The following is a 20,879-nucleotide window of genomic DNA, read 5'->3' as shown; positions in this document are numbered from 1 at the left end:
GATAAGTATCTCTACAAGGGAGGAAGCTAAAGAACTGATAATGAACAATAGGGAAACAAAGTATCTCTACAATATGACTAAAAGAACTTTTCTTCTCTTTCTCTCTTTTAATTGCGCATAATTTCATTACTTTGCACCCTAATACTTAATTAATAAAAAATTGCTCCATAAATTAAATATATGTTCTATAGATTAATAACCCAAAAACGTAACGAATGGCTATGCTCTGCGGATTGCACAATCCGCGAATTGCTATCTTATATCAACCGAAAAGGAAGAATGCGCGATGCCCAGCTCGATGCCATAAAAACCTACCTGTTTCTCAAGATAGCATGCAAAAACCAACCTTTGTGGAAACTGTTCGTTAATGGAACATTCAATAGCATGGACTTAAGTACAATGCCGCTCACAGTAGAGGCACGCAATGTGCTGACAACCAACAAAGCCGCCGCTGCCTTGTTGGAATATGCCTTGCAGAAGGACAAGAGCGGACGACAGCTTGCTCCCGCATTGGAAACCTTCATCAAAGAACATGCCACGGATATAGACTATGAAAAGGCTTTCAGAAAAATATTCTATGACGTAACCTATACGGATTATCTGTTCAGCCTGCCCATGGGAGCCGGAAAAACCTATCTGATGGCAGCATTCATCTATATAGATCTCTACTTCGCACAGAATGAGCCAAGCAATCCTTGCTTTGCACATAACTTCATGATATTTGCTCCTTCCGGACTGAAATCATCCATTATCCCCAGCCTGAAGCATATCAAAGAGTTTGATCCGTCATGGGTAATACCTGAGCCTACTGCTTCACAGCTTAAGCGGCTAATCAAATTCGAGATACTGAACGAACAGAAATCAGCCAAGAAGAGTAATCTCATCAAAAACCCCAACGCGCAGAAGATAAACAATCACCAACCACTGGAGGACTTGATGGGATTAGTGGCCATTACCAACGCCGAAAAAGTAATATTGGACAGGGTGGATCAGGAAGAAGAGATTAATCTGTTTTCAGAAGAAGAATATAATAAGGTGAAACTTGCTAATGAATTGCGGAATATCATCGGACAATTACCCAATCTGGCCATCTACATAGACGAAGTGCACCATGCCGCCGATGGCGAAATAAAACTACGCAAAGTAGTGAACGAATGGACGCGCGCCCACTCGTTCAATGCTGTATTAGGCTTTTCGGGTACCCCCTATTTGGAGAAAGCGGAGAATGTAGTTTTGGGAGAAACATTCAGCATCAAAAATACAGACCTGGCCAACGTGGTGTATCACTACCCTCTCATTGAGGGGATCGGTAATTTCTTGAAAACACCTGAGGTGAAGTATGCCGATAATGAGACCGATATGATTGTCCGCAACGGAATTAAGGAGTTTTTGGAAAAATATAAAGCAACCATTTATCCGGACAAGACCCGTGCCAAGTTAGCCATCTATTGCGGACAGATAGAGACGCTGGAAGAACAGATTTATCCGCTCGCCGCCGAAATATCAGCTGCTTATGGACTGGACCCCGTGACAAGTATTCTGAAATATCATGGTGGAAACTCTAAATATCCACAGCCGGAAGGATCGGAGACAGAGTTCGCCTCACTTGACACTATCTTTTCCAAAATCAGAATAGTTTTGCTGGTACAAATCGGCAAAGAGGGATGGGACTGTAAGAGCCTCACCGGCGTAATCCTTCCTCAAAAAGGAGTATGCCCCACGAATATGGTGCTACAAACAAGTTGCCGCTGTCTGCGCCAAGTGCAGAAAAACCATGCGGAAACTGCCTTGATCTGGTTGAACAAATTTAATGCCGACACCTTGAACAAGCAGTTGAAACAACAACAGAACATCACTTTGCAGGAGTTCAGTGACAAGAAAACATATTCCTTCAAATCCATCGAACGATTTTCGCGCATGGAGCGAATGCAGGTGCCTCCCATTGACTTCTTCCAGTTAAAAGTTTCGTATCAGACATTAATCATCGACGAAGATACGCATACCGCAGAACGGCTGACAGAAAAAGGCATATTGCGACAGGCCGAGTTGTCCATCATTCATCATCAAGACATGGAAGGGCACATCATAGGGCACTATGAAGAAGAAAGACAATCGAACCATGAAATCGCTTCTTTCAATCATTGGCTACAACTCATTGCCAAAGAAAGCTTTGGTACACTCTCCATTCCGGAACTAAGAAAATACGATAAAGAGTTAAACGGCATCTTTCGCCAGATCACACTCAAAGAAGGAAATTTCCTGTCTTTCAATCACTATTTTGACCACATGCAGATACGTTCTCTGATACGCCAAGCATTCGTCCCCAGGCGGGATTTTCGCACCAATGAAGAGATTGTGCCTGCCAAAGCTAACCTGCTGCAAATAGAAAAATTAGTTTCTCCGATTGAAGTGACCGATGACAGCCATTTCTACCCTTCACAAAAAGAAGTGAAAGAAGTGCTCCAATGGGATAATCATGCTGCTGACGCTCCACTTGCCCCTGAAGTGCAGGCTGCCATGAAAATATTGGAGGCACAAGGAATGGATACCTCATCGCTACACCCGCATGACCCACACCCCGAACGTAGGAAGACCTATCATTACCTTCCCTACCGTTTCGACAGCCCTCTGGAGAGAGAATATTTCTCGCAATCCGTCCTGCCCATAATCAAAAACAAGGAGCTGGAAATATACTTCAACGGTGATGACACCATAACCGAATTCAAGATTGACTGTTACAAACAGGCAGGCAAAGAATGGAGATACATAGGAAAATACGTCCCTGACTTCCTTCTCATCAGCCGCAATGCCGACAAGCAGATTCACAAAATCATTATCATTGAGACGAAAGGTGAAGGATTTGCCGCCAAGTTTGCAGATAAGCGCAACTTTATTGAGACCGAGTTCATCAAGAAGAACAACGAAAAGTTCGGCTATACACGTTTCAACTTCCTCTATCTGGAAGACACATTAAGCAGAGAGGAACAGGAAAGACGAACCCTGCGTGCAATCAATCAATTCTTTAACAACTAAAAATATATTCAAGATATGGCTATTAAATATGTACCCTATTCCCCGAATACACTGGAAGGCCAAGCATTGCTCGACAACTTTGTACGTACCAAACGCATCCTCCGCTATCGTGACAATGACAAAGTGATAGAACACATAAAGCGTGGCATGCCACTCTACGAAACAAAGTTAAAGGAAAAGAGGGGTGAAAACCCGGACGGAAACTTGATTATCCGTGGTGAGTGTGTTTCTGCCTGCGCCTACTTAAAAGATAAAGGTATCAGTGTGGATTTGGTATATATCGATCCCCCGTTCGCCAGTGGGGCAGATTATGCAAAGAAGGTTTATATAAGGAGGAACCCCAAAGTGGCGGAAGCAATGCGACAGGCTGAAACAGAACTGGATGTGGAAGAGCTGAAAGCTTTTGAGGAAAAGATGTATGGAGACATCTGGAGTAAAGAAGATTATCTAAACTGGATGTACGAAAATCTTATGGCTATCAAGAGTGTGATGAGCGATACGGCAAGTATTTATGTTCATCTGGACTGGCATATAGGGCACTATGTGAAGGTACTGATGGATGAAGTGTTCGGGGAAGATAACTTTCAACGCGAGATTATATGGGATATTCAGGTGTTATCCGGTTTCAAAACCATAGCACCTAACTGGATCAGAGGACATGATACCATTTTTTATTATTCAAAAGGAGAAGAGAGAATCTTTAATAAATTAAGACAACCCCATACAAAAGAATATCTTGACTCCTTTAATAAAACTGACGAAGAAGGCAGACGATATATGGTCGCACATGGCACTACAAGATATCAAGACGAAGTTGAAAAAAAAGGAAAGCCATTTGGTGATGTATGGAACGACATTATGTCATTTCAACAACAACCAACGTCAGATGAAAAAGTGGATTACGCTACCCAGAAGCCGGAATCTCTCCTTGAACGCATCATCAAAGCCAGCAGTAACGAAAGCATGGTAGTTGCCGACTTCTTCGGCGGCAGTGGAGTTACCGCCTCCGTATCTCACAAACTGAATCGTCGCTTCATCCATTGTGACATCGGCATCAACAGCATACAAACCGTCCGCGACCGCCTCATGGCTGCAAAGGCCGAATTCGACATTCTCGAAATAAAAGACGGCGTTTCACTCTACCGAAACCCCGTACAGACTATGGAGAAACTGAAAAGCCTGATTATCGGCCTTCGCAACGAAGATGCCTTGGACAAATTCTGGGAAGGCAGTATTATGGATACCAAATGCGGTATGATGCCTGTCTATCTGCCCAATTTGATGGACAGCAGCACCCGCTTGTTGGACAAACCACTAATGAACCGCATCATCCGCGAAGCCATGCCCGATTTGCCTGATGATGTAAAGCGCGTAATCGTCTATTACATAGATATCATCGACCGGAAAGAGATAGAGCAGTTCATCAAAGAGCAAGGCAACCCGCTCATTGAAATCGAGCTACGCGACCTGAAGCAGGTGCTTGACAACGTAGTAGTGGAAGACTATGCCGAATGGCAACTTACAGAAACACAGGACAACCTGTTCAAAGGATGGCAAGTAGAAATCATACAGTTCCACAGCGACCGTGTACTTAAGAAGATAGAAGCCATCAACCTCAAAGGGGAGCAGCAAGTCACGCAGTTCAATCTGAAGAACTCCGGCAAGGGTAAGGAAAAGAAACACTCCCCCATCACCATCAGCGATGAAGGGCTCGAAACCATCGAATGGATTAGCCTAGACTGCTCTACAGCTGACAAGGAGGCTATCTGGCACAGCAATAGTGAGGTAAAAATCGACAAGCTGGGCTACACTATCCGAAACGGCATAAAAACCAATGAGTTCTGGGATGCCCGTATCCGTTGTGACCACAAGCCTTTGAGAATGAAAATCCGTAACATCTGCGGAGACGAAACTGTATATACATTATAACCTGTATTAATCATAACAGGATTTAAAGGAGTTATCACTTTGTCAGGAATTAAAGCCAATAGTTTCTGCTTGGGTATAAGTTAAGTTTTATCGCAATCCTGTAAAAAACGCCCCCAAAGCGAAAATTACCATTCAGGTACAAAAATCCCCGTCAGAAACACTTCTCGACGGGGTATCCAAAGATAACGACAGAGGATGCCTCACATAACGACAGAGGATACCTCACATAACGACAGAGGGCACCTCATATAACGACTGAGGGTACCTCCATCAAAACAAGAGATTCGGAAGCATTTTTTTGTTGCCATATTTCGGTTATTCAGCACCCTTCCACCACCGCATCCACTGTTTCACCGTTGGCAAACAACGCCTCGTCCATCTGCAACAGCCTCTTCTTCAACCGGAACTTCTGCTGAGATACCGAAGCGGGCGACACGGCCGTCAACGTAGCAACCTGCGCGTTGGTAAAGCGCAACCGGATGAGCAGGCAAAGCTGAAGGTCGGCAGGCGTAAGTTTCGGGAAACGTCCGGCAAGGCGAGTGGTAAACCCTTCGTACACACGGTCCGTGAGTGTTTGCAGGTATCTCCACTGTTCGTCCGTGAGGAACTTGGGATGACTGCGCAGTTGCCCCACTACCTCATCGCGGTCTATCAAGACAGAAGTGAGTGCCTGTACCTGGCCATCCAGCACGTGCGCACGCTCCCCCTCCTTCCGCAACAATTCCAGTTCGCGGGGCAAGGGGCGATTTTCATAATCCTTGAGACGTGTACGAAGGGACTCATTTTCATCACACAAGTGACTGCCATGCTCCATAAGGTTCATCAATGACCGGTGTACTTCTTCCCGTTCCTCATCCGTCAGTGACATCTCCTGCAGGCACTCCTGCAATTCATTTTTTTCCAGTTCATTGTTGCGCAGACGTTGCTCATTCTCGCTCAAATCAATGAGGTAACGGCGATGCTTACGGTCGGTCGAAAACTTGATATTGCTTATGGAGAGCCATACGTTCAGACCTATCATCAGAGCAGTAAATGCTCCCCAGAAGAATTGCTTCCGCTTATTGGCAGGCATCAGGCGGACACGCTTCCCATCGGAGAGTTCTTTCACCCTGTTATATTCACGATGCAATTCGGAAAGCAGACGGGAGGTTTGGGCACTATCGGCGACACCGGCTTGTACTAAAGAGTCGGCACTGACAAGGGATTGTTCATAATCGAGCATGGTTTTACTGACAGGGGCAGTGCAAGCTGTCAGCCCCAGAAGAAAAAGAAAGGACAAAAAGAATAGCATATATCCGCTTTTCATAATCAATGTTTTGTCGTTGTTTTTATAATCAACACATATCAATCTTAGCGTCACAAAGGTAATGCTTTCTTTACATAATAAACAAAAAAGGCACAAAGTTTTTCGTAACTTTATGCCCTCTATCTATCTTAAAACAAGAAAAATCAGAACTCACTTGTAAAGTGAAACTTAATATTCTTAAAGTCCATCTGCGCCATCTGCAACACATAACCGCTATCAGCCAAGAATACATCCCTACCCTCACGATCCTTTGCCATATACTGATACTTGCGCTTTTTAAAGGCTTCCAGCTCTTCCGGATTATCACTCTCTATCCAGCAAGCCTTATACAAGCTCAACGGTTCCCAACGACACTTCGCACTGTATTCATTCTCCAAGCGATACTGGATAACCTCAAACTGCAACTGTCCTACCGTACCGATAATCTTACGCCCATTAAACTGATTGACAAACAACTGCGCCACACCCTCGTCCATCAACTGGTCGATACCCTTGGCAAGCTGTTTCTGCTTCATTGGGTCAGCATTCTCGATATACTTGAACATCTCCGGTGAGAAACTCGGTAAACCACGAAAATGAAGCATCTCCCCTTCCGTCAGCGTATCACCAATCTTAAAAGTACCGTTATCCGGCAAACCGATAATATCGCCTGCCCAAGCCTCGTCAACGGTTGTCTTGCGCTGTGCCATGAACTGCGTGGGCGAAGAAAAACGCATCGTCTTCCCATGACGTACATGCAGATAAGGAGTATTACGTGTGAATTTACCGGAACATATCTTGCAGAATGCAATGCAAGAACGGTGATTCGGGTCAATATTTGCCGTAATCTTAAACACAAAACCGGTAAATTTCGGTTCTTCCGGTTCCACTTCACGTTCTTCCGCCTGCACCGGACGAGGGCTTGGGGCTATTTCCACAAAGCAATCCAGCAGCTCCTGTACACCGAAATTATTCAGAGCCGAACCAAAGAATACAGGCGCCACTTCCCCTTTCAGGTATTCTTCCTTATCAAATTCAGAATATACTCCATCTATCAACTCCAACTCACCACGTAATTTATCAGCCAGTTGCGCACCGATTTGCTTATCCAGTTCTTCGGTATTGATATCTACCTCCACCTTTTCCGTCACTACCTGCTTGGAAGGCTGAAAAAGGTTCAGATTCTGCTCATAGATGTTATAAACTCCCTTAAAGCGCACACCACTTTCGATAGGCCACGTCAACGGACGCACATGAATGGCAAGTTCTTCCTCCAGCTCATCCAGCAAATCGAAAGGATCTTTAGCCTCACGATCCATCTTATTGATGAATATAATAACCGGTGTGTTACGCATACGGCACACCTCCATCAATTTACGAGTCTGCGTTTCCACACCTTTGGCACCATCCACAACGATGATAACGCTATCTACGGCAGTCAGCGTACGGTAAGTATCTTCGGCAAAGTCCTGGTGACCAGGAGTGTCGAGGATATTAATCTTATAATCTTTGTAATCGAACTCCATCACAGAGGTAGTTACAGAAATACCACGCTGTTTCTCTATATCCATCCAGTCGGATGTAGCCGTTTTCTTTATCTTATTGCTCTTTACAGCACCCGCTACCTGAATCTGTCCACCAAAAAGCAACAGTTTTTCAGTTAATGACGTCTTACCGGCATCCGGATGCGCGATAATCGCAAAGGTCCGTCTTCTTTCTATTTCGTTATTATTTGCCATATATAAATAGGTATAATATTATTATTGGGCATTCAGTTTATCAATACATACTTTCAGGCTTTCTTCCCAATGTGGAATATGAATCCCGAAAGTATTTTTTATCTTTGTCTTATCCAATACGGAATAATGCGGACGTGGAGCCTTTGCCGGATATTCATCCGTATGCAACGGACTAACCTTACAAGTCGTAATGCCTGCAATGCGGTGAATGGCAACTGTAAAGTCATACCAAGAACATACACCCTCATCGCTGAAATGATAAATCCCCGGTACAATTCCCTGATTGATGGCTGCATAGATGGCAACAGCCAGGTCTTTTGCATACGTCGGTGTACCGATCTGGTCGAAAACAACTCCCAAAGATTCACGTTCACGTCCCAGACGAATCATCGTTTTCACAAAATTGTTTCCATAAATAGAGTATAACCAGGCAGTGCGAATCACCATCGCCTTCTCGCAGTTCTGCATGACTTCCTTCTCTCCGCCCAGTTTAGTGAAGCCATAAACTGAATTAGGACACGGCATGCAATCTTCTTTATAAGGTATATGCGCCGTACCGTCGAATACATAGTCCGTAGAAACTTGTATCATTGCAGCACCATAAGCCTGTGCAGCACGTGCCAGTATTCCCGGAGCCTCCTCATTCAGTTTGCGGCATAGTTCTTCGTTATCCTCTGCCTTGTCAACCGCCGTAAAAGCGGCACAATTTACTACGACATCAATCTGATTGTCGGCAATGCATGCCCGTACAGCGTGTTCGTCACAGATATCCAATTCCTGTACGTCAGTAAAAAAATAGGTGTGTTGCGGATTCTCTTTTGCAAGAACTTGCATCTCGTTGCCAAGTTGTCCGTTGGCTCCGGTTACTAATATTCTCATCTCTATATTTAGATTTTATTAATTACAATTCACGATTAAAACTACGATCCCTCATCACCCTGTCACTTTATCACTCTTCCAGCTTTAACTCCCCCTTCTTGTCCTTCTCATTATAGTTGGCAAGCAAAGATATGAAACTGCTGATAACCTCTATTGCCTTCGCCGTTCCCGGTGTTATTTCCTTCTTTTGCAAACGCAACAGCAGAACGCCATACAAAGCTTCGAAACATGTTTCCAATTCCGGTTCATCCTTCTTCCCGCTCTTTTGACGCAACTCTACAATAAAAGGCAATGCTTTGAAATAAGCCGCACTATAATAAGGGTACTTGGGTGATGATAACAATTCGCCATGCAACTCCGTCAGGTTTATCACTACATTACGGTTGATTTGCAGATGCCCTTTCTCCTTCACACCTTCGATACGCATCATATCAATCAGATTTCCATACCATTCCTCCAATGCAGGGCGCTCTTCTTCGGGATAACGGGAAATAATATTTTCGCGGATTTTATCTATATCGCAACCGTTGGCACGTATCAAATCTTCCACCTGCCACATATATATAAGGTATTCTGCGATATTCTTCGCTTTCAGTTGTTGTGCTATCTTCATGATTTTATGTTTCTTGTCAGTAAAGTGATTCGCCCATCAGCGTAAACACCAATCCAAACACAGATACAACAATGACAATGCCTCCGATGATACGGTTCAATATCCAGATGCCGCGCAGGTTGAACTGTGTACGGACTTTATTCACAAAGAAAGTAATACCGAACCACCACGCCAATGCTCCCAATGCAATAGCCAGGTATCCGGTGACTGCCTCAAACACCAGCACCCCTTCGCTGACAAAGGCAAAGCGTGCAAAGAGTCCGATAAACAGGAAAATAATAAGTGGATTGGATAGTGTGACGGCGAATGCCGTTATGAAGTTATGAAAATAAGAACCTTTATTAGTAGAAACAGGGCGAATGGACGAAACGGGATTACTGCGGAACGTATAAATGCCAAATGCCAACAGCATGATGCTTCCGAACAACTGCAAATAAAAAATATTTTTATTGACGTAATCGAATACGAAACTCATTCCGTATCCTGTCAGTAAGGCGTAGGCAATGTCACTCAGCGAGGCTCCCAGTCCCGTTATAAAACCATACCAACGCCCCTTGTTCAGCGTACGCTGAATGCACAGTACGCCAACAGGCCCCAGCGGTGCAGACACAACTACCCCGATAATAAAGCCCTTCCATAATATATCGAATATGGTCCTTATTTCAATCATGGCTGCAAATATCGTACTTTTTTGTGAGACGAACCAATTGTGTTAACGTTTTTTCGACTGATTAGCATAAAACACCTAATACTTTACACTACTAAAGCGAAAAAGTGACAAATAACAGGCTATTCTTAGACAGAAACGTTGTGCATGTTTAGAGGTGAAAAGTCTTTTATAAGAAAATGAATTTGCAAGTCGTTTTACAGAGAATGAAAATAGAGACATTTTAGTTTGACATTGTAAAAAACATGCATTTATTACGGAGATTTATTTAAACATAAAAGCTGATTATAGAATAGTTACTTGAGCACCAGTTAAAAGAGCGTACACAAAGTAGAATGCAAGCGACTCTTAGTATCCTATTATTTTACATAAAAGCAATATGGAAAGCTCAGATAAATTTTATTTTAGAAGTCAAACAAAAGGATAATTCAGTACAGATATTATTAAATAACCAACTTAAAAGAATAAAAAGACAACTTTTAATAGCTTTATATCAAGATTTACATTATCTTTGTACCGTTAATTAATACAAACAGAAAAGACATGCTTATGAAAACAGCTCATCAATTAAGGAATCTCTTATTCATTACACTACTTGCACTTGCCGGTTGTATGAACAATGATGTATACAATCCTGACAGCAAACCAGACAATGAACCTGACAATGGGAATGTCACCGATCTTACTATTCCCTCAGATTTTCTATGGTCTACCACTGCCCAAGTTGCCGTTCACGTAACTATCGGCAATAATACGCCCCACACTTATACTATCTCCATCTACTCACAAGGAGCAGACGAGGAGAGTTTGCCTGTAGCCATTGGCACAGCCAGTTTCAACTACCCATATAACAAAGAAATCACACTACCTGCCAGCGATACGATAGTGACCGTAACCCAAACATTACACTATACAGATGGTAGCCAAATGACATTGGAATGTAATGTCCCTATAGTCAACAAGAAAGCAACATTACATCTGGGAGAGTCCGGCAACACAGTCTCGTCTACCCGTTCTCCCAACATAACTACACGTAGTGATGATGACCTGGAAGATTGGAATGAGGCAAAAGAGTTAACAACTGACATCACAAAGATAAATAAGAATGAAGAATACAAAGTTTCTACCGGAAACATGGTTAACTTGAATGATAACATCAACATTATGGAAGGCGGTAAAATTTATATTGCAGGAACATTAAACATTTCAGCAAAGAACGCATTTCAGAACCATAAAGATGCCAAATTTATCATATTAAGCAAGGAACAGTCCAAAGGAGAAGCAGCGGGGATTCTTCAATGCTTTGGCGACTTCACTGTTAAAAATGAATTTGAAATAGAGAATTACGGCACAATGACAGTAAACGGAACACTCGCCATTTAAAATGGCGGTGAAATAGATAACTATGGATGCCTTCACGCCGAAAAAATAGAATTGGATGGTAACGGAAAGGATGACTCACTACTTGAAATAAAAGAAAGAGGATACGTTTTCTCCAAAACAATGTGGATGCAAAAAGCCACTTTAGAAATGGAAAAGAACTCTCTTTTAGAAATTGAGGAAACTTTAGAGTTAAAAAATGACTGTGAAATAGAGGGAGATGATGATGGCAAATGGGCCGTAGTCAAACTAACGAATGCAACAGTAATAAACGAATACAACGATAAAACCACACAAATTAAAAATAAAGTATTCGTTGTATGCGACCATAACAATGGGGAAAAGCCAAAAAACATTTATTTGGAAGACGGTGCCCAATGGGGGAATACGAAAGCTGCCGCCAACGCAGGGGTGAAAACAACAGGCTCCGATTGTGCTCCCGCCTACAAACCGGAGGAAGGGGGTACCCCGGAAGAACCCGGTAATGATAAAGAATATACTTTAGGGCAGTATACCTACGCCTTTGAAGATCTGTGGCCCAACTTTGGCGATTACGATATGAATGATATTGTACTGGTTACCAAAGTTACACTAAAAGTTACAGGTAACTACGTAACCCAAGCCACACTGAAGTGTAAACTTGCCGCCATCGGAGCAAGCAAACGCATTTCCGCAGGAGTACAGTTGGACGAACTCACTGCCGGCGATATTAGCAGTATTCAATATGATACAAGTAATAACTTCACAGAAAATATGTTCAAAACCAATGCCAACGGCACTGAACAAGGACAAACTTTAGCAGTTATACCTCTGTTCGACCATGCGCATGCTTTTGCAGGTTATAACGGCACTCCCATCGTAGGTACCTATAAGGACGCTGAATTCAATCCTAAAGAATTCATCGTAACCATTCATTTCAAAGAGAACAGTGTGGAAGAATCCAAATTGGCTTTAAACAAATTGAACTTCTTCATCACTTGCAATGAACACAAGGCAAACGTATGGAAATCCACCAGATCAATGGAAAAGCAACCGACTTGTTCGACACATCCGCCATTGGCGGAGTGGTTGCATCCCCCAATACCCCATTCAGGGCAAAGGGTAATTTCTGCTGGGTCATGATAATCCCCGGTGAATTCAGCTTCCCACTAGAGGGCAACAATCTCCGCCAATCTTTTGAGAATTTTGAGCTATGGATTGCCAATCCGGATTACGATTGGTACAATCATCCTTTCCCTGACAAAGTAAAACAATAAGGATTCCCGATAAAAACGCATGCAAGCAAATCTGCATGCGTTTTTTATTTCCATTTCTTTCTCTCCCCCAACGATTTTATGTATCTTTGCGCCAAAGAAAAAAAGCCGGTATCTCCCGTAAGTGCTTCCTTGCCTTTTTCGGAGTACCTCAAGCATAAATCATAAATTATAAATCATAAATATTCAGTATGATTCTTTTTTTCAAGACCCCATCCAAGAGCGTGATAGCCGTAGAATGTGACCACGCACTCACCCAGGCAGAAAGCGACAAACTCTGCTGGCTTTTTGGAGAAGCCACCCCCGAAAGTGAAGACAACCTGAAAGGACATTTCGTTGGTCCGCGCCGCGAAATGATTACTCCTTGGAGTACGAATGCCGTAGAAATCACCCAGAACATGGGATTGAATGGCATTACCCGTATTGAAGAGTATTTCCCCGTAAAGGACGAAAACGCCGACCGTGACCCGATGCTGCAACGCATGTACAAAGGTTTGGACCAGGATGTATTCACCACTAACCGTAAGCCGGAACCGATCGTCCATATTGAAGACCTGGAAGCTTACAATGAGAAAGAAGGTCTGGCACTCTCAAAAGAAGAGATGGACTACCTTAAGAAAGTAGAGCAAGACCTCGGACGTAAGTTGACAGACTCCGAAGTGTTTGGTTTTGCTCAAATCAACTCCGAGCACTGCCGTCACAAAATCTTCGGTGGAACGTTCATCATCGACGGTGTGGAACAAGAGTCTTCCCTCTTCCAGATGATTAAAAAGACCACTCAGGAAAATCCGAATAAGATTATTTCAGCCTACAAAGACAACGTAGCTTTTGCAGAAGGTCCGGTAGTTGAGCAGTTTGCTCCGGCAGATCACTCCAAGCCTGATTTCTTCCAGGTGAGAGATATACAGAGTGTTATCTCACTGAAAGCTGAAACACATAACTTCCCTACCACAGTGGAACCGTTCAACGGTGCTTCTACCGGTACAGGTGGTGAAATCCGTGACCGTATGGGCGGTGGTAAAGGTTCCTGGCCGATTGCCGGAACTGCTGTCTATATGACTTCTTATCCACGCACGGACGAAGGACGTCCTTGGGAAGAAATATTGCCGGTACGCCAATGGCTGTACCAGACTCCGGAACAGATTCTGATCAAGGCATCCAATGGTGCCAGCGACTTCGGTAATAAGTTTGGCCAACCACTGATTTGCGGTTCGGTACTTACTTTTGAACATAAAGAGAACGACGAAGTTTATGGTTACGATAAAGTAATCATGCTTGCCGGTGGTGTAGGTTACGGTACAAAGCGTGACTGCTTGAAGGGTGCTCCCGAAGCCGGAAACAAAGTCGTTGTGATCGGTGGTGACAATTATCGTATCGGTTTAGGTGGCGGCTCCGTATCTTCAGTAGACACCGGACGTTACAGCAGCGGTATTGAGTTGAATGCTGTACAGCGTGCCAATGCCGAAATGCAGAAACGTGCCTACAACGTAGTACGTGCTCTCTGCGAAGAAGAAACTAACCCGGTGGTGTCCATCCACGATCACGGTTCGGCAGGACACGTGAACTGTCTCTCCGAATTGGTGGAAGAATGTGGTGGTTTGATCGATATGAGCAAGTTACCCGTAGGTGACCAAACTTTGTCAGCTAAAGAAATCATCGCCAACGAAAGCCAGGAGCGCATGGGATTGCTGATTGAAGAAGAAGCCATCGAGCATGTACGTAAAGTAGCTGAACGCGAACGTGCTCCGATGTATGTGGTAGGTGAAACTACCGGCGACCATCGTTTTGCCTTCCAACAAGCTGACGGTGTACGTCCGTTCGACCTTGCCGTGGAACAGATGTTCGGTTCGTCTCCCAAGACTTACATGATAGACAAAACCGTAGAGCGTCACTACGAAATGCCGAAATACGAACAATCCAAGTTGCACGAATACCTGACGAATGTATTGCAACTGGAAGCTGTTGCCTGCAAAGACTGGTTGACTAACAAAGTAGACCGTTCCGTAACAGGTAAGATCGCCCGCCAGCAATGCCAGGGCGAATTGCAGTTACCGCTGAGTGACTGCGGTGTGGTAGCCCTCGACTATCGTGGCGAAAAAGGTATCGCTACCTCATTAGGACATGCGCCACAAGCTGCATTGGCAGATCCGGCAGCCGGTTCGGTACTTTCTGTAAGCGAAGCGTTGACCAACCTTGTATGGGCTCCTATGGCTGAAGGAATGGACAGCATTTCCCTCTCTGCCAACTGGATGTGGCCTTGCCGCTCACAAGAGGGTGAAGATGCACGCCTCTACACCGCCGTAAAAGCATTAAGTGATTTCTGCTGTGCACTGCAAATCAACGTGCCTACCGGAAAAGACTCTCTCTCCATGACTCAGAAATATCCCGACGGTAGCAAGGTGATTGCTCCGGGAACCGTTATTGTGTCGGCAGGCGGTGAAGTATCCGACGTGAAGAAAGTAGTTTCTCCCGTACTAGTAAACAACGAAAAGACAACCATTTATCATATTGATTTCAGCTTTGATACATTAAAGCTGGGCGGTTCGGCTTTTGCACAGTCATTGGGCAAAGTAGGTGACGAAGTACCTACCGTACAAGATGCCGAATATTTCCGCGATGCTTTCCTTGCTGTTCAGGAGTTGGTAAACAAAGGATTGATTCTTGCCGGACATGATATTTCTGCCGGTGGTTTGATTACAACTCTGCTTGAAATGTGTTTCGCTAATGTAGAAGGTGGTATGGAGATCAACCTCGACAAAATGAAGGAACACGACCTTGTGAAAATTTTGTTTGCCGAGAACCCGGGTATCGTGATCCAGGTAAGCGACAAGCACAAAGAAGAGGTTAAACAAATATTGGAAGATGCCGGTGTGGGTTATGTGAAAATCGGTAAGCCGACTGATGAACGTCACATCCTCGTATCCAAAGACGATGCTACTTACCAATTCGGTATCGATTACATGCGTGATGTATGGTATTCTACCTCTTACCTGCTCGACCGCAAACAATCTATGAACGGCTGTGCTAAAAAGCGCTTCGAAAACTATAAGATGCAGCCCTTGGAATTCGCTTTCATGCCAGGTTTCAAAGGTAAATTCTCTCAATACGGCATTGATCCGGATCGTCGTACCCCGACAGGTATCCGTGCAGCAATTATCCGCGAGAAAGGTACGAATGGTGAACGCGAAATGGCCTACTCACTGTACTTGGCAGGATTCGATGTGAAAGACGTTACAATGACCGACCTTATCAGCGGACGCGAGACATTGGAAGATGTGAACATGATTGTTTACTGCGGTGGTTTCTCTAATTCCGACGTACTGGGTTCTGCCAAAGGTTGGGCAGGTGCTTTCCTCTTCAACCCGAAAGCCAAAGAAGCTCTCGACAAATATTACGCTCGTGAAGATACACTTTCACTGGGTGTTTGTAATGGCTGCCAGTTGATGATGGAACTGAACCTCATTAACCCGGAACACAAGAAGAATGGCAAGATGCTTCACAATGAATCGCATAAATTCGAATCCAGATTCCTGGGACTTACCATTCCTACAAACCGTAGTGTAATGTTCGGTTCGTTAAGCGGAAGCAAACTCGGCATCTGGGTAGCTCATGGAGAAGGAAAATTCTCTTTGCCTTACGATGAAGATAAATACAATGTGGTGGCTAAGTACAGTTATGATGAATATCCTGCCAATCCGAACAATTCGGACTACTCAGTTGCCGCAATAGCAAGTTCCGACGGACGTCATCTCGCTATCATGCCTCACTTGGAGCGTTCCATCTTCCCATGGCAGAACGGTTGTTATCCTGCTGATCGTCTGCACAGTGACCAGATTACTCCATGGATGGAAGCCTTCGTCAATGCACGTAAATGGGTAGAAGAAAAGACAAAGTAGTTCTGACTACAATTTAGAAGTGATGTACAGGCGCAGGTTATAATATACAACTTGCGCCTGTTTCGTCTAAACAATACGAGGTATCGAACACTATTCTTCTACATTCGTTTTGCTTTTATCAAACAAAATGCATATTTTTGCGTTAATTTCACAAAAGGCCCCAACAACAAACGCCTGTAACTATTATGAGAAAACTCGTCCTTTTCTTTATATTCACATATTTTTCTGCCCTATGCATCGCCCAAACATATAAATATCTCGGCGTAGAAGATGGCTTAAGTAACCGTAGGGTATATGCCATTCAGAAAGGGCCGAAAGGTTATATGTGGTTTCTTACGCATAATGGCATCGACCGTTATGACGGAAAAAACTTCAAGCAATATCGGCTTATAGACAGCGAGATAGAGGTCAATTCTATGTTAAATCTGAGTTGGCTCTATGTCGGCACGGATGGAACACTTTGGGAAATAGGCAAAAAAGGAAGAGTATTCCGCTATGACGCCAAACATGACCGCTTCCAGTTAGTATACAAACTACCGGATGAAGTGGTAAAAGGAAATCCGACTCCTGTAAGCTATGGTTTTATCGACAGTAATAACATTGTATGGCTCTGCAATGAAGAAGCGCTATACCTCTATGATACCAACAGTGAAAAAAACACTGTCATTGAAAACCATATAGGAGAAAGCATTACAGATATTGAGCAAATCGATCCAGAACATTATTTTATCGGTACAGATGTTGGTGTACATCACGCCGAGTTAAAAGACAACGTCCTCAATCTTTCGCCTTGTCACTGGCTGGATAACCTGAAAATGCAAGTTAACGAACTATATTTTCATAAAGAAAGTCGTAAACTATTTATCGGTACCTTCCAAAAAGGTCTTTATTTGTACGACATGAATATCCATCAAACTATCAAGCTCAATGCTGGTTTGGAAGATGTCAGTATTACCCGTATAAAAGCTTTCAACGATAAGGAAATCTTAATAGCCACTGATGGTGCAGGCGTATATAAAATGAATGTGGATACCTACAAGTGCGATCCTTACATCGTAGCAGATTATAACAGCTATAATGCCATGAACGGCAATAGTATCTACGACTTCTACGTTGATGGTGACCGTATCTGGATGGCCAATTACCCTATCGGCATCACGGTACGCAATAATCAATACGCCAGTTATCAATGGATTAAACATTCCATTGGCAACAAGCAATCACTTGTTAATGACCAGGTAAATGCGATCATCGAAGATCACGAGGGTGACTTATGGTTCGCCACCAACAACGGTATCAGCCTGTACTCCACTCAAACTAAGCAATGGCACTCATTCCTCAGTGTATTCGACAGCGGAAATGTTACAAAGAATCATGTTTTCATTTCTTTATGTGAGGTATCACCGGGTATCATTTGGGCGGGCGGGTACAGTTCAGGCATTTATCAAATCAACAAAAAACAAATGAAAGCGGAATTCTTCACTCCCTCTACATTTAGTGACAGTGATATCCGCCCAGACAAATATATACGTTCTATTATGAAAGATTCTGCCGGCAACATCTGGTTCGGCGGCTATTACAATCTAAAACAAATTGATTTTTCACGTAAAAACATACGTACATATCCGGGACTGAACGGCATTACGGACATTATAGAAAAGGACGAGAAACATATGTGGATAGGTACTGCCACAGGTCTGTATTTATTAGATAAAGAGAACGGTGAATTTCAATATATATCAATGCCGATAGAATCTTTTTATATCAATGCACTTTACCAATCGGACAACGGTTTGCTATATATAGGAACCAGTAATTCCGGACTACTCATTTATGATTATGAGAACAAATCGTTTGAGCACTTTCATAAAGATAATTGCCCTTTGATTTCCAACAATATATATACGATTCTTTCAGATGAAGACCAAAGTATTCTGTTGAGTACTGAAAACAGTCTGACAAGTTACTATCCAAGTGAAAAAGTATTCCATAACTGGACTAAGGAGCAAGGATTGAAAAGTGACCATTTCAATTCTGCATCAGGTGTATTGCGGAAGAATGGAAACTTCATTCTCGGAAGTACGGACGGAGCTATAGAATTTCATAAAGACATGATGATTCCACGAAATTACAAATTTCAAATGATATTCAGCGATTTACGTGTATTCTATCAGACCGTTTACCTTGGTGACGAAGGCTCACCGCTAGAGGTTGACATAGATGAAACCAAAGTATTGAAACTAAAATATAATCAGAATATATTCTCTTTGCGAATATCTTCCATTAACTATGATTACCCGTCTCTGATTTTGTATTCCTGGAAATTGGAAGGCTTTTATGACGGATGGAGCCGTCCTGAAAAAGACTGTTTGATCCGATTCACTAACCTAAGTCCCGGAAAGTACACACTACGGGTACGTGCCATTTCCAGTGAAGACAGGAGAATCGTTCTTGAAGAACGTGACATGGATATTATGATAGAACAACCAATATGGCTCAGCATCTGGGCTTTATTACTTTATGCTCTTGTTATTGCAGCAATTATTACTATAACCTTACGTGTCATTATCTTACGAAAACAACGAAAAACTTCGGATGAAAAGATACGCTTCTTTATCAATACAGCGCACGATATCCGTACTCCGTTGACATTGATCAAAGCTCCTTTGGAAGAACTCAGTGAAAAAGAAGACCTGACACCAGGCGGGCGTAGCAATATGAATACTGCCATACGAAATGTGAATGCCCTGCTGCGTCTTACTACTAACCTAATCAACTTTGAACGCGCAGATACTTATTCCAGTGCTTTGTATGTATCAGAATACGAATTGAGTACATACATGGAAGAAATGATCAATGCTTTCCGAGCTTATGCAGATGTCAAACGTGTCAGCCTGACATACGAAAGCAACTTCCGTTATATGAATGTCTGGCTCGACAAAGATAAAATGGACTCTATTCTGAAGAATTTGATTTCCAATGCTTTGAAATATACACCGGAAGGTGGTAGCGTACATATCTTTGCTGCTGAAACTGAAGATAACTGGAGCGTTGAAGTAAAGGATACGGGTATCGGTATTCCGGCTTCCGAACAAAAAAAACTTTTCAGAATGCATTTCCGGGGTAGTAATGCTATAAACTCAAAGGTTACAGGTAGTGGCATTGGTCTGCTACTGGTATGGAAACTCGTCCGTTTGCATAAAGGTAAAATTAACTTCAACAGCACGGAAGGTAAAGGTTCCTGCATTAAGGTTATATTCCCGAAAAAAGAAAAATATTATCGTAAAGCCGTTCATAGTCCGAAACCGGGAAGTGAAAAAGTAGTCTATACAGAATCGGGGGTGCCTAAGAATATTTCTTTAAGTACTGTTTATGATACAGCCAGACAGAAACAACAGCAGAATGGCGATCTTCCGAAAATCTTAATTGTAGAGGATAATGACGAACTGAGAGAGTATCTGCGCAATACACTGTCGGATGATTATACCATACAAGTATGCAGCTATGGTAAGCAGGCACTCGACATCGTTAAAGAATACATGCCTAACATGATCATTTCGGATATCATGATGCCCGAAATGCGTGGGGATGAATTGTGTCACAAATTAAAGAATGATATTGAAACATCACATATTCCCATCATATTACTAACTGCACTGAATAATGATAGAAATATCATTGAAGGATTGAAAACAGGAGCAGACGAATACATTGTGAAACCATTTAATATTGGTATTCTTCGTGCTACGATAGCTAATATCCTTACTAACCGTTCTTTATTGCGCCATAAATATGCCAATCTGGAACTGAACGATGAAGAGAGTGATACAGCTTGCATCAACTGTTCCACCGACATTGACTGGAAATTCATTTCTACTGTCAAGAAGAGTGTGGAAGACAATATGGATAATAGTTCCTTTACAGTTGATGTGCTATGTAACTTACTGAATATGAGTCGCACCAGTTTTTATAATAAAATAAAGGCTCTGACTGACCAAGCCCCGGCAGATTATATCCGACTGATACGCCTGAAACGTGCCGCCCAGCTACTGAAAGAGCAACAGCACAGTATAACTGAGGTTGCCGAAATGACGGGATTTAGTGATGCGAAGTACTTCCGTGAAGTATTTAAAAAGCATTTCAACGTCAGCCCAAGCCAATATGCGAAACAGAAAGAAGAAGATAATAATGGTAAGATGATATAA

At 43.0% G+C, this 20,879-nt stretch carries 10 protein-coding genes and 1 pseudogene; 6 read left to right on the top strand and 5 right to left on the bottom strand.

Annotation, left to right across the window (positions count from 1 at the left end):
• Positions 1–180: 180 nt before the first annotated feature.
• Both DWW10_RS13115 and DWW10_RS13110 read left to right on the top strand, forming a co-directional pair.
• Positions 181–3,033, top strand: coding sequence for a DEAD/DEAH box helicase family protein (locus DWW10_RS13115; RefSeq protein WP_118487066.1), 2,853 nt, complete (start codon positions 181–183; stop codon positions 3,031–3,033).
• A gap of 15 nt (positions 3,034–3,048) precedes the next feature.
• A complete protein-coding gene (locus tag DWW10_RS13110) occupies positions 3,049–4,962 on the top strand; it encodes a DNA-methyltransferase (RefSeq protein ID WP_118487064.1) in 1,914 nt (637 codons plus the stop codon).
• A 319-nt stretch (positions 4,963–5,281) separates the two neighbouring features.
• On the opposite strand, the gene DWW10_RS13105 is transcribed toward DWW10_RS13110, so the two are convergent.
• The 5 genes from DWW10_RS13105 to DWW10_RS13085 all read right to left on the bottom strand — a co-directional run bounded on the left by DWW10_RS13105 (position 5,282) and on the right by DWW10_RS13085 (position 10,148).
• Positions 5,282–6,268 (bottom strand): helix-turn-helix transcriptional regulator, encoded by a 987-nt coding sequence (locus tag DWW10_RS13105; protein WP_118487084.1) that lies wholly within the window; start codon positions 6,266–6,268, stop codon positions 5,282–5,284.
• Between the two features lie 143 nt (positions 6,269–6,411).
• Positions 6,412–7,986 carry a peptide chain release factor 3 gene (locus tag DWW10_RS13100; RefSeq protein WP_007664431.1) on the bottom strand — a complete coding sequence of 525 codons (1,575 nt, stop codon included), beginning with the start codon at positions 7,984–7,986 and terminating at the stop codon, positions 6,412–6,414.
• A gap of 21 nt (positions 7,987–8,007) precedes the next feature.
• Positions 8,008–8,865 carry a dTDP-4-dehydrorhamnose reductase gene (gene rfbD, locus DWW10_RS13095; protein WP_118477133.1) on the bottom strand — a complete coding sequence of 286 codons (858 nt, stop codon included), beginning with the start codon at positions 8,863–8,865 and terminating at the stop codon, positions 8,008–8,010.
• 70 nt (positions 8,866–8,935) lie between these two features.
• Positions 8,936–9,478: a DUF4924 family protein gene (locus tag DWW10_RS13090; RefSeq protein ID WP_007664433.1), complete on the bottom strand. Its 543-nt coding sequence runs from the start codon at positions 9,476–9,478 to the stop codon at positions 8,936–8,938.
• Positions 9,479–9,494: 16 nt separating this feature from the next.
• Positions 9,495–10,148 (bottom strand): LysE family translocator, encoded by a 654-nt coding sequence (locus DWW10_RS13085; protein ID WP_007664434.1) that lies wholly within the window; start codon positions 10,146–10,148, stop codon positions 9,495–9,497.
• Between the two features lie 546 nt (positions 10,149–10,694).
• Here DWW10_RS13085 and DWW10_RS26450 point away from each other — a divergent pair.
• The 4 genes and pseudogenes from DWW10_RS26450 (at position 10,695) to DWW10_RS13060 (ending at position 20,879) form a co-directional block, all read left to right on the top strand.
• A complete protein-coding gene (locus DWW10_RS26450; protein WP_259320481.1) occupies positions 10,695–11,528 on the top strand; it encodes a hypothetical protein in 834 nt (277 codons plus the stop codon).
• Positions 11,529–11,648: 120 nt separating this feature from the next.
• Positions 11,649–12,781, top strand: a pseudogene (locus DWW10_RS26445) (LruC domain-containing protein).
• Positions 12,782–12,969: 188 nt separating this feature from the next.
• Positions 12,970–16,674 carry a phosphoribosylformylglycinamidine synthase gene (gene purL / locus DWW10_RS13065; protein WP_118487060.1) on the top strand — a complete coding sequence of 1,235 codons (3,705 nt, stop codon included), beginning with the start codon at positions 12,970–12,972 and terminating at the stop codon, positions 16,672–16,674.
• Between the two features lie 185 nt (positions 16,675–16,859).
• Positions 16,860–20,879: a hybrid sensor histidine kinase/response regulator transcription factor gene (locus DWW10_RS13060; protein ID WP_118487058.1), complete on the top strand. Its 4,020-nt coding sequence runs from the start codon at positions 16,860–16,862 to the stop codon at positions 20,877–20,879.

It is taken from the genome of Bacteroides intestinalis, assembly GCF_003464595.1.
GTDB classification, from domain to species: domain Bacteria; phylum Bacteroidota; class Bacteroidia; order Bacteroidales; family Bacteroidaceae; genus Bacteroides; species Bacteroides intestinalis_A.
The sequence above is the reverse complement of the archived record's forward strand: the minus strand, read 5'-3'. Positions and strand labels throughout refer to the sequence as shown.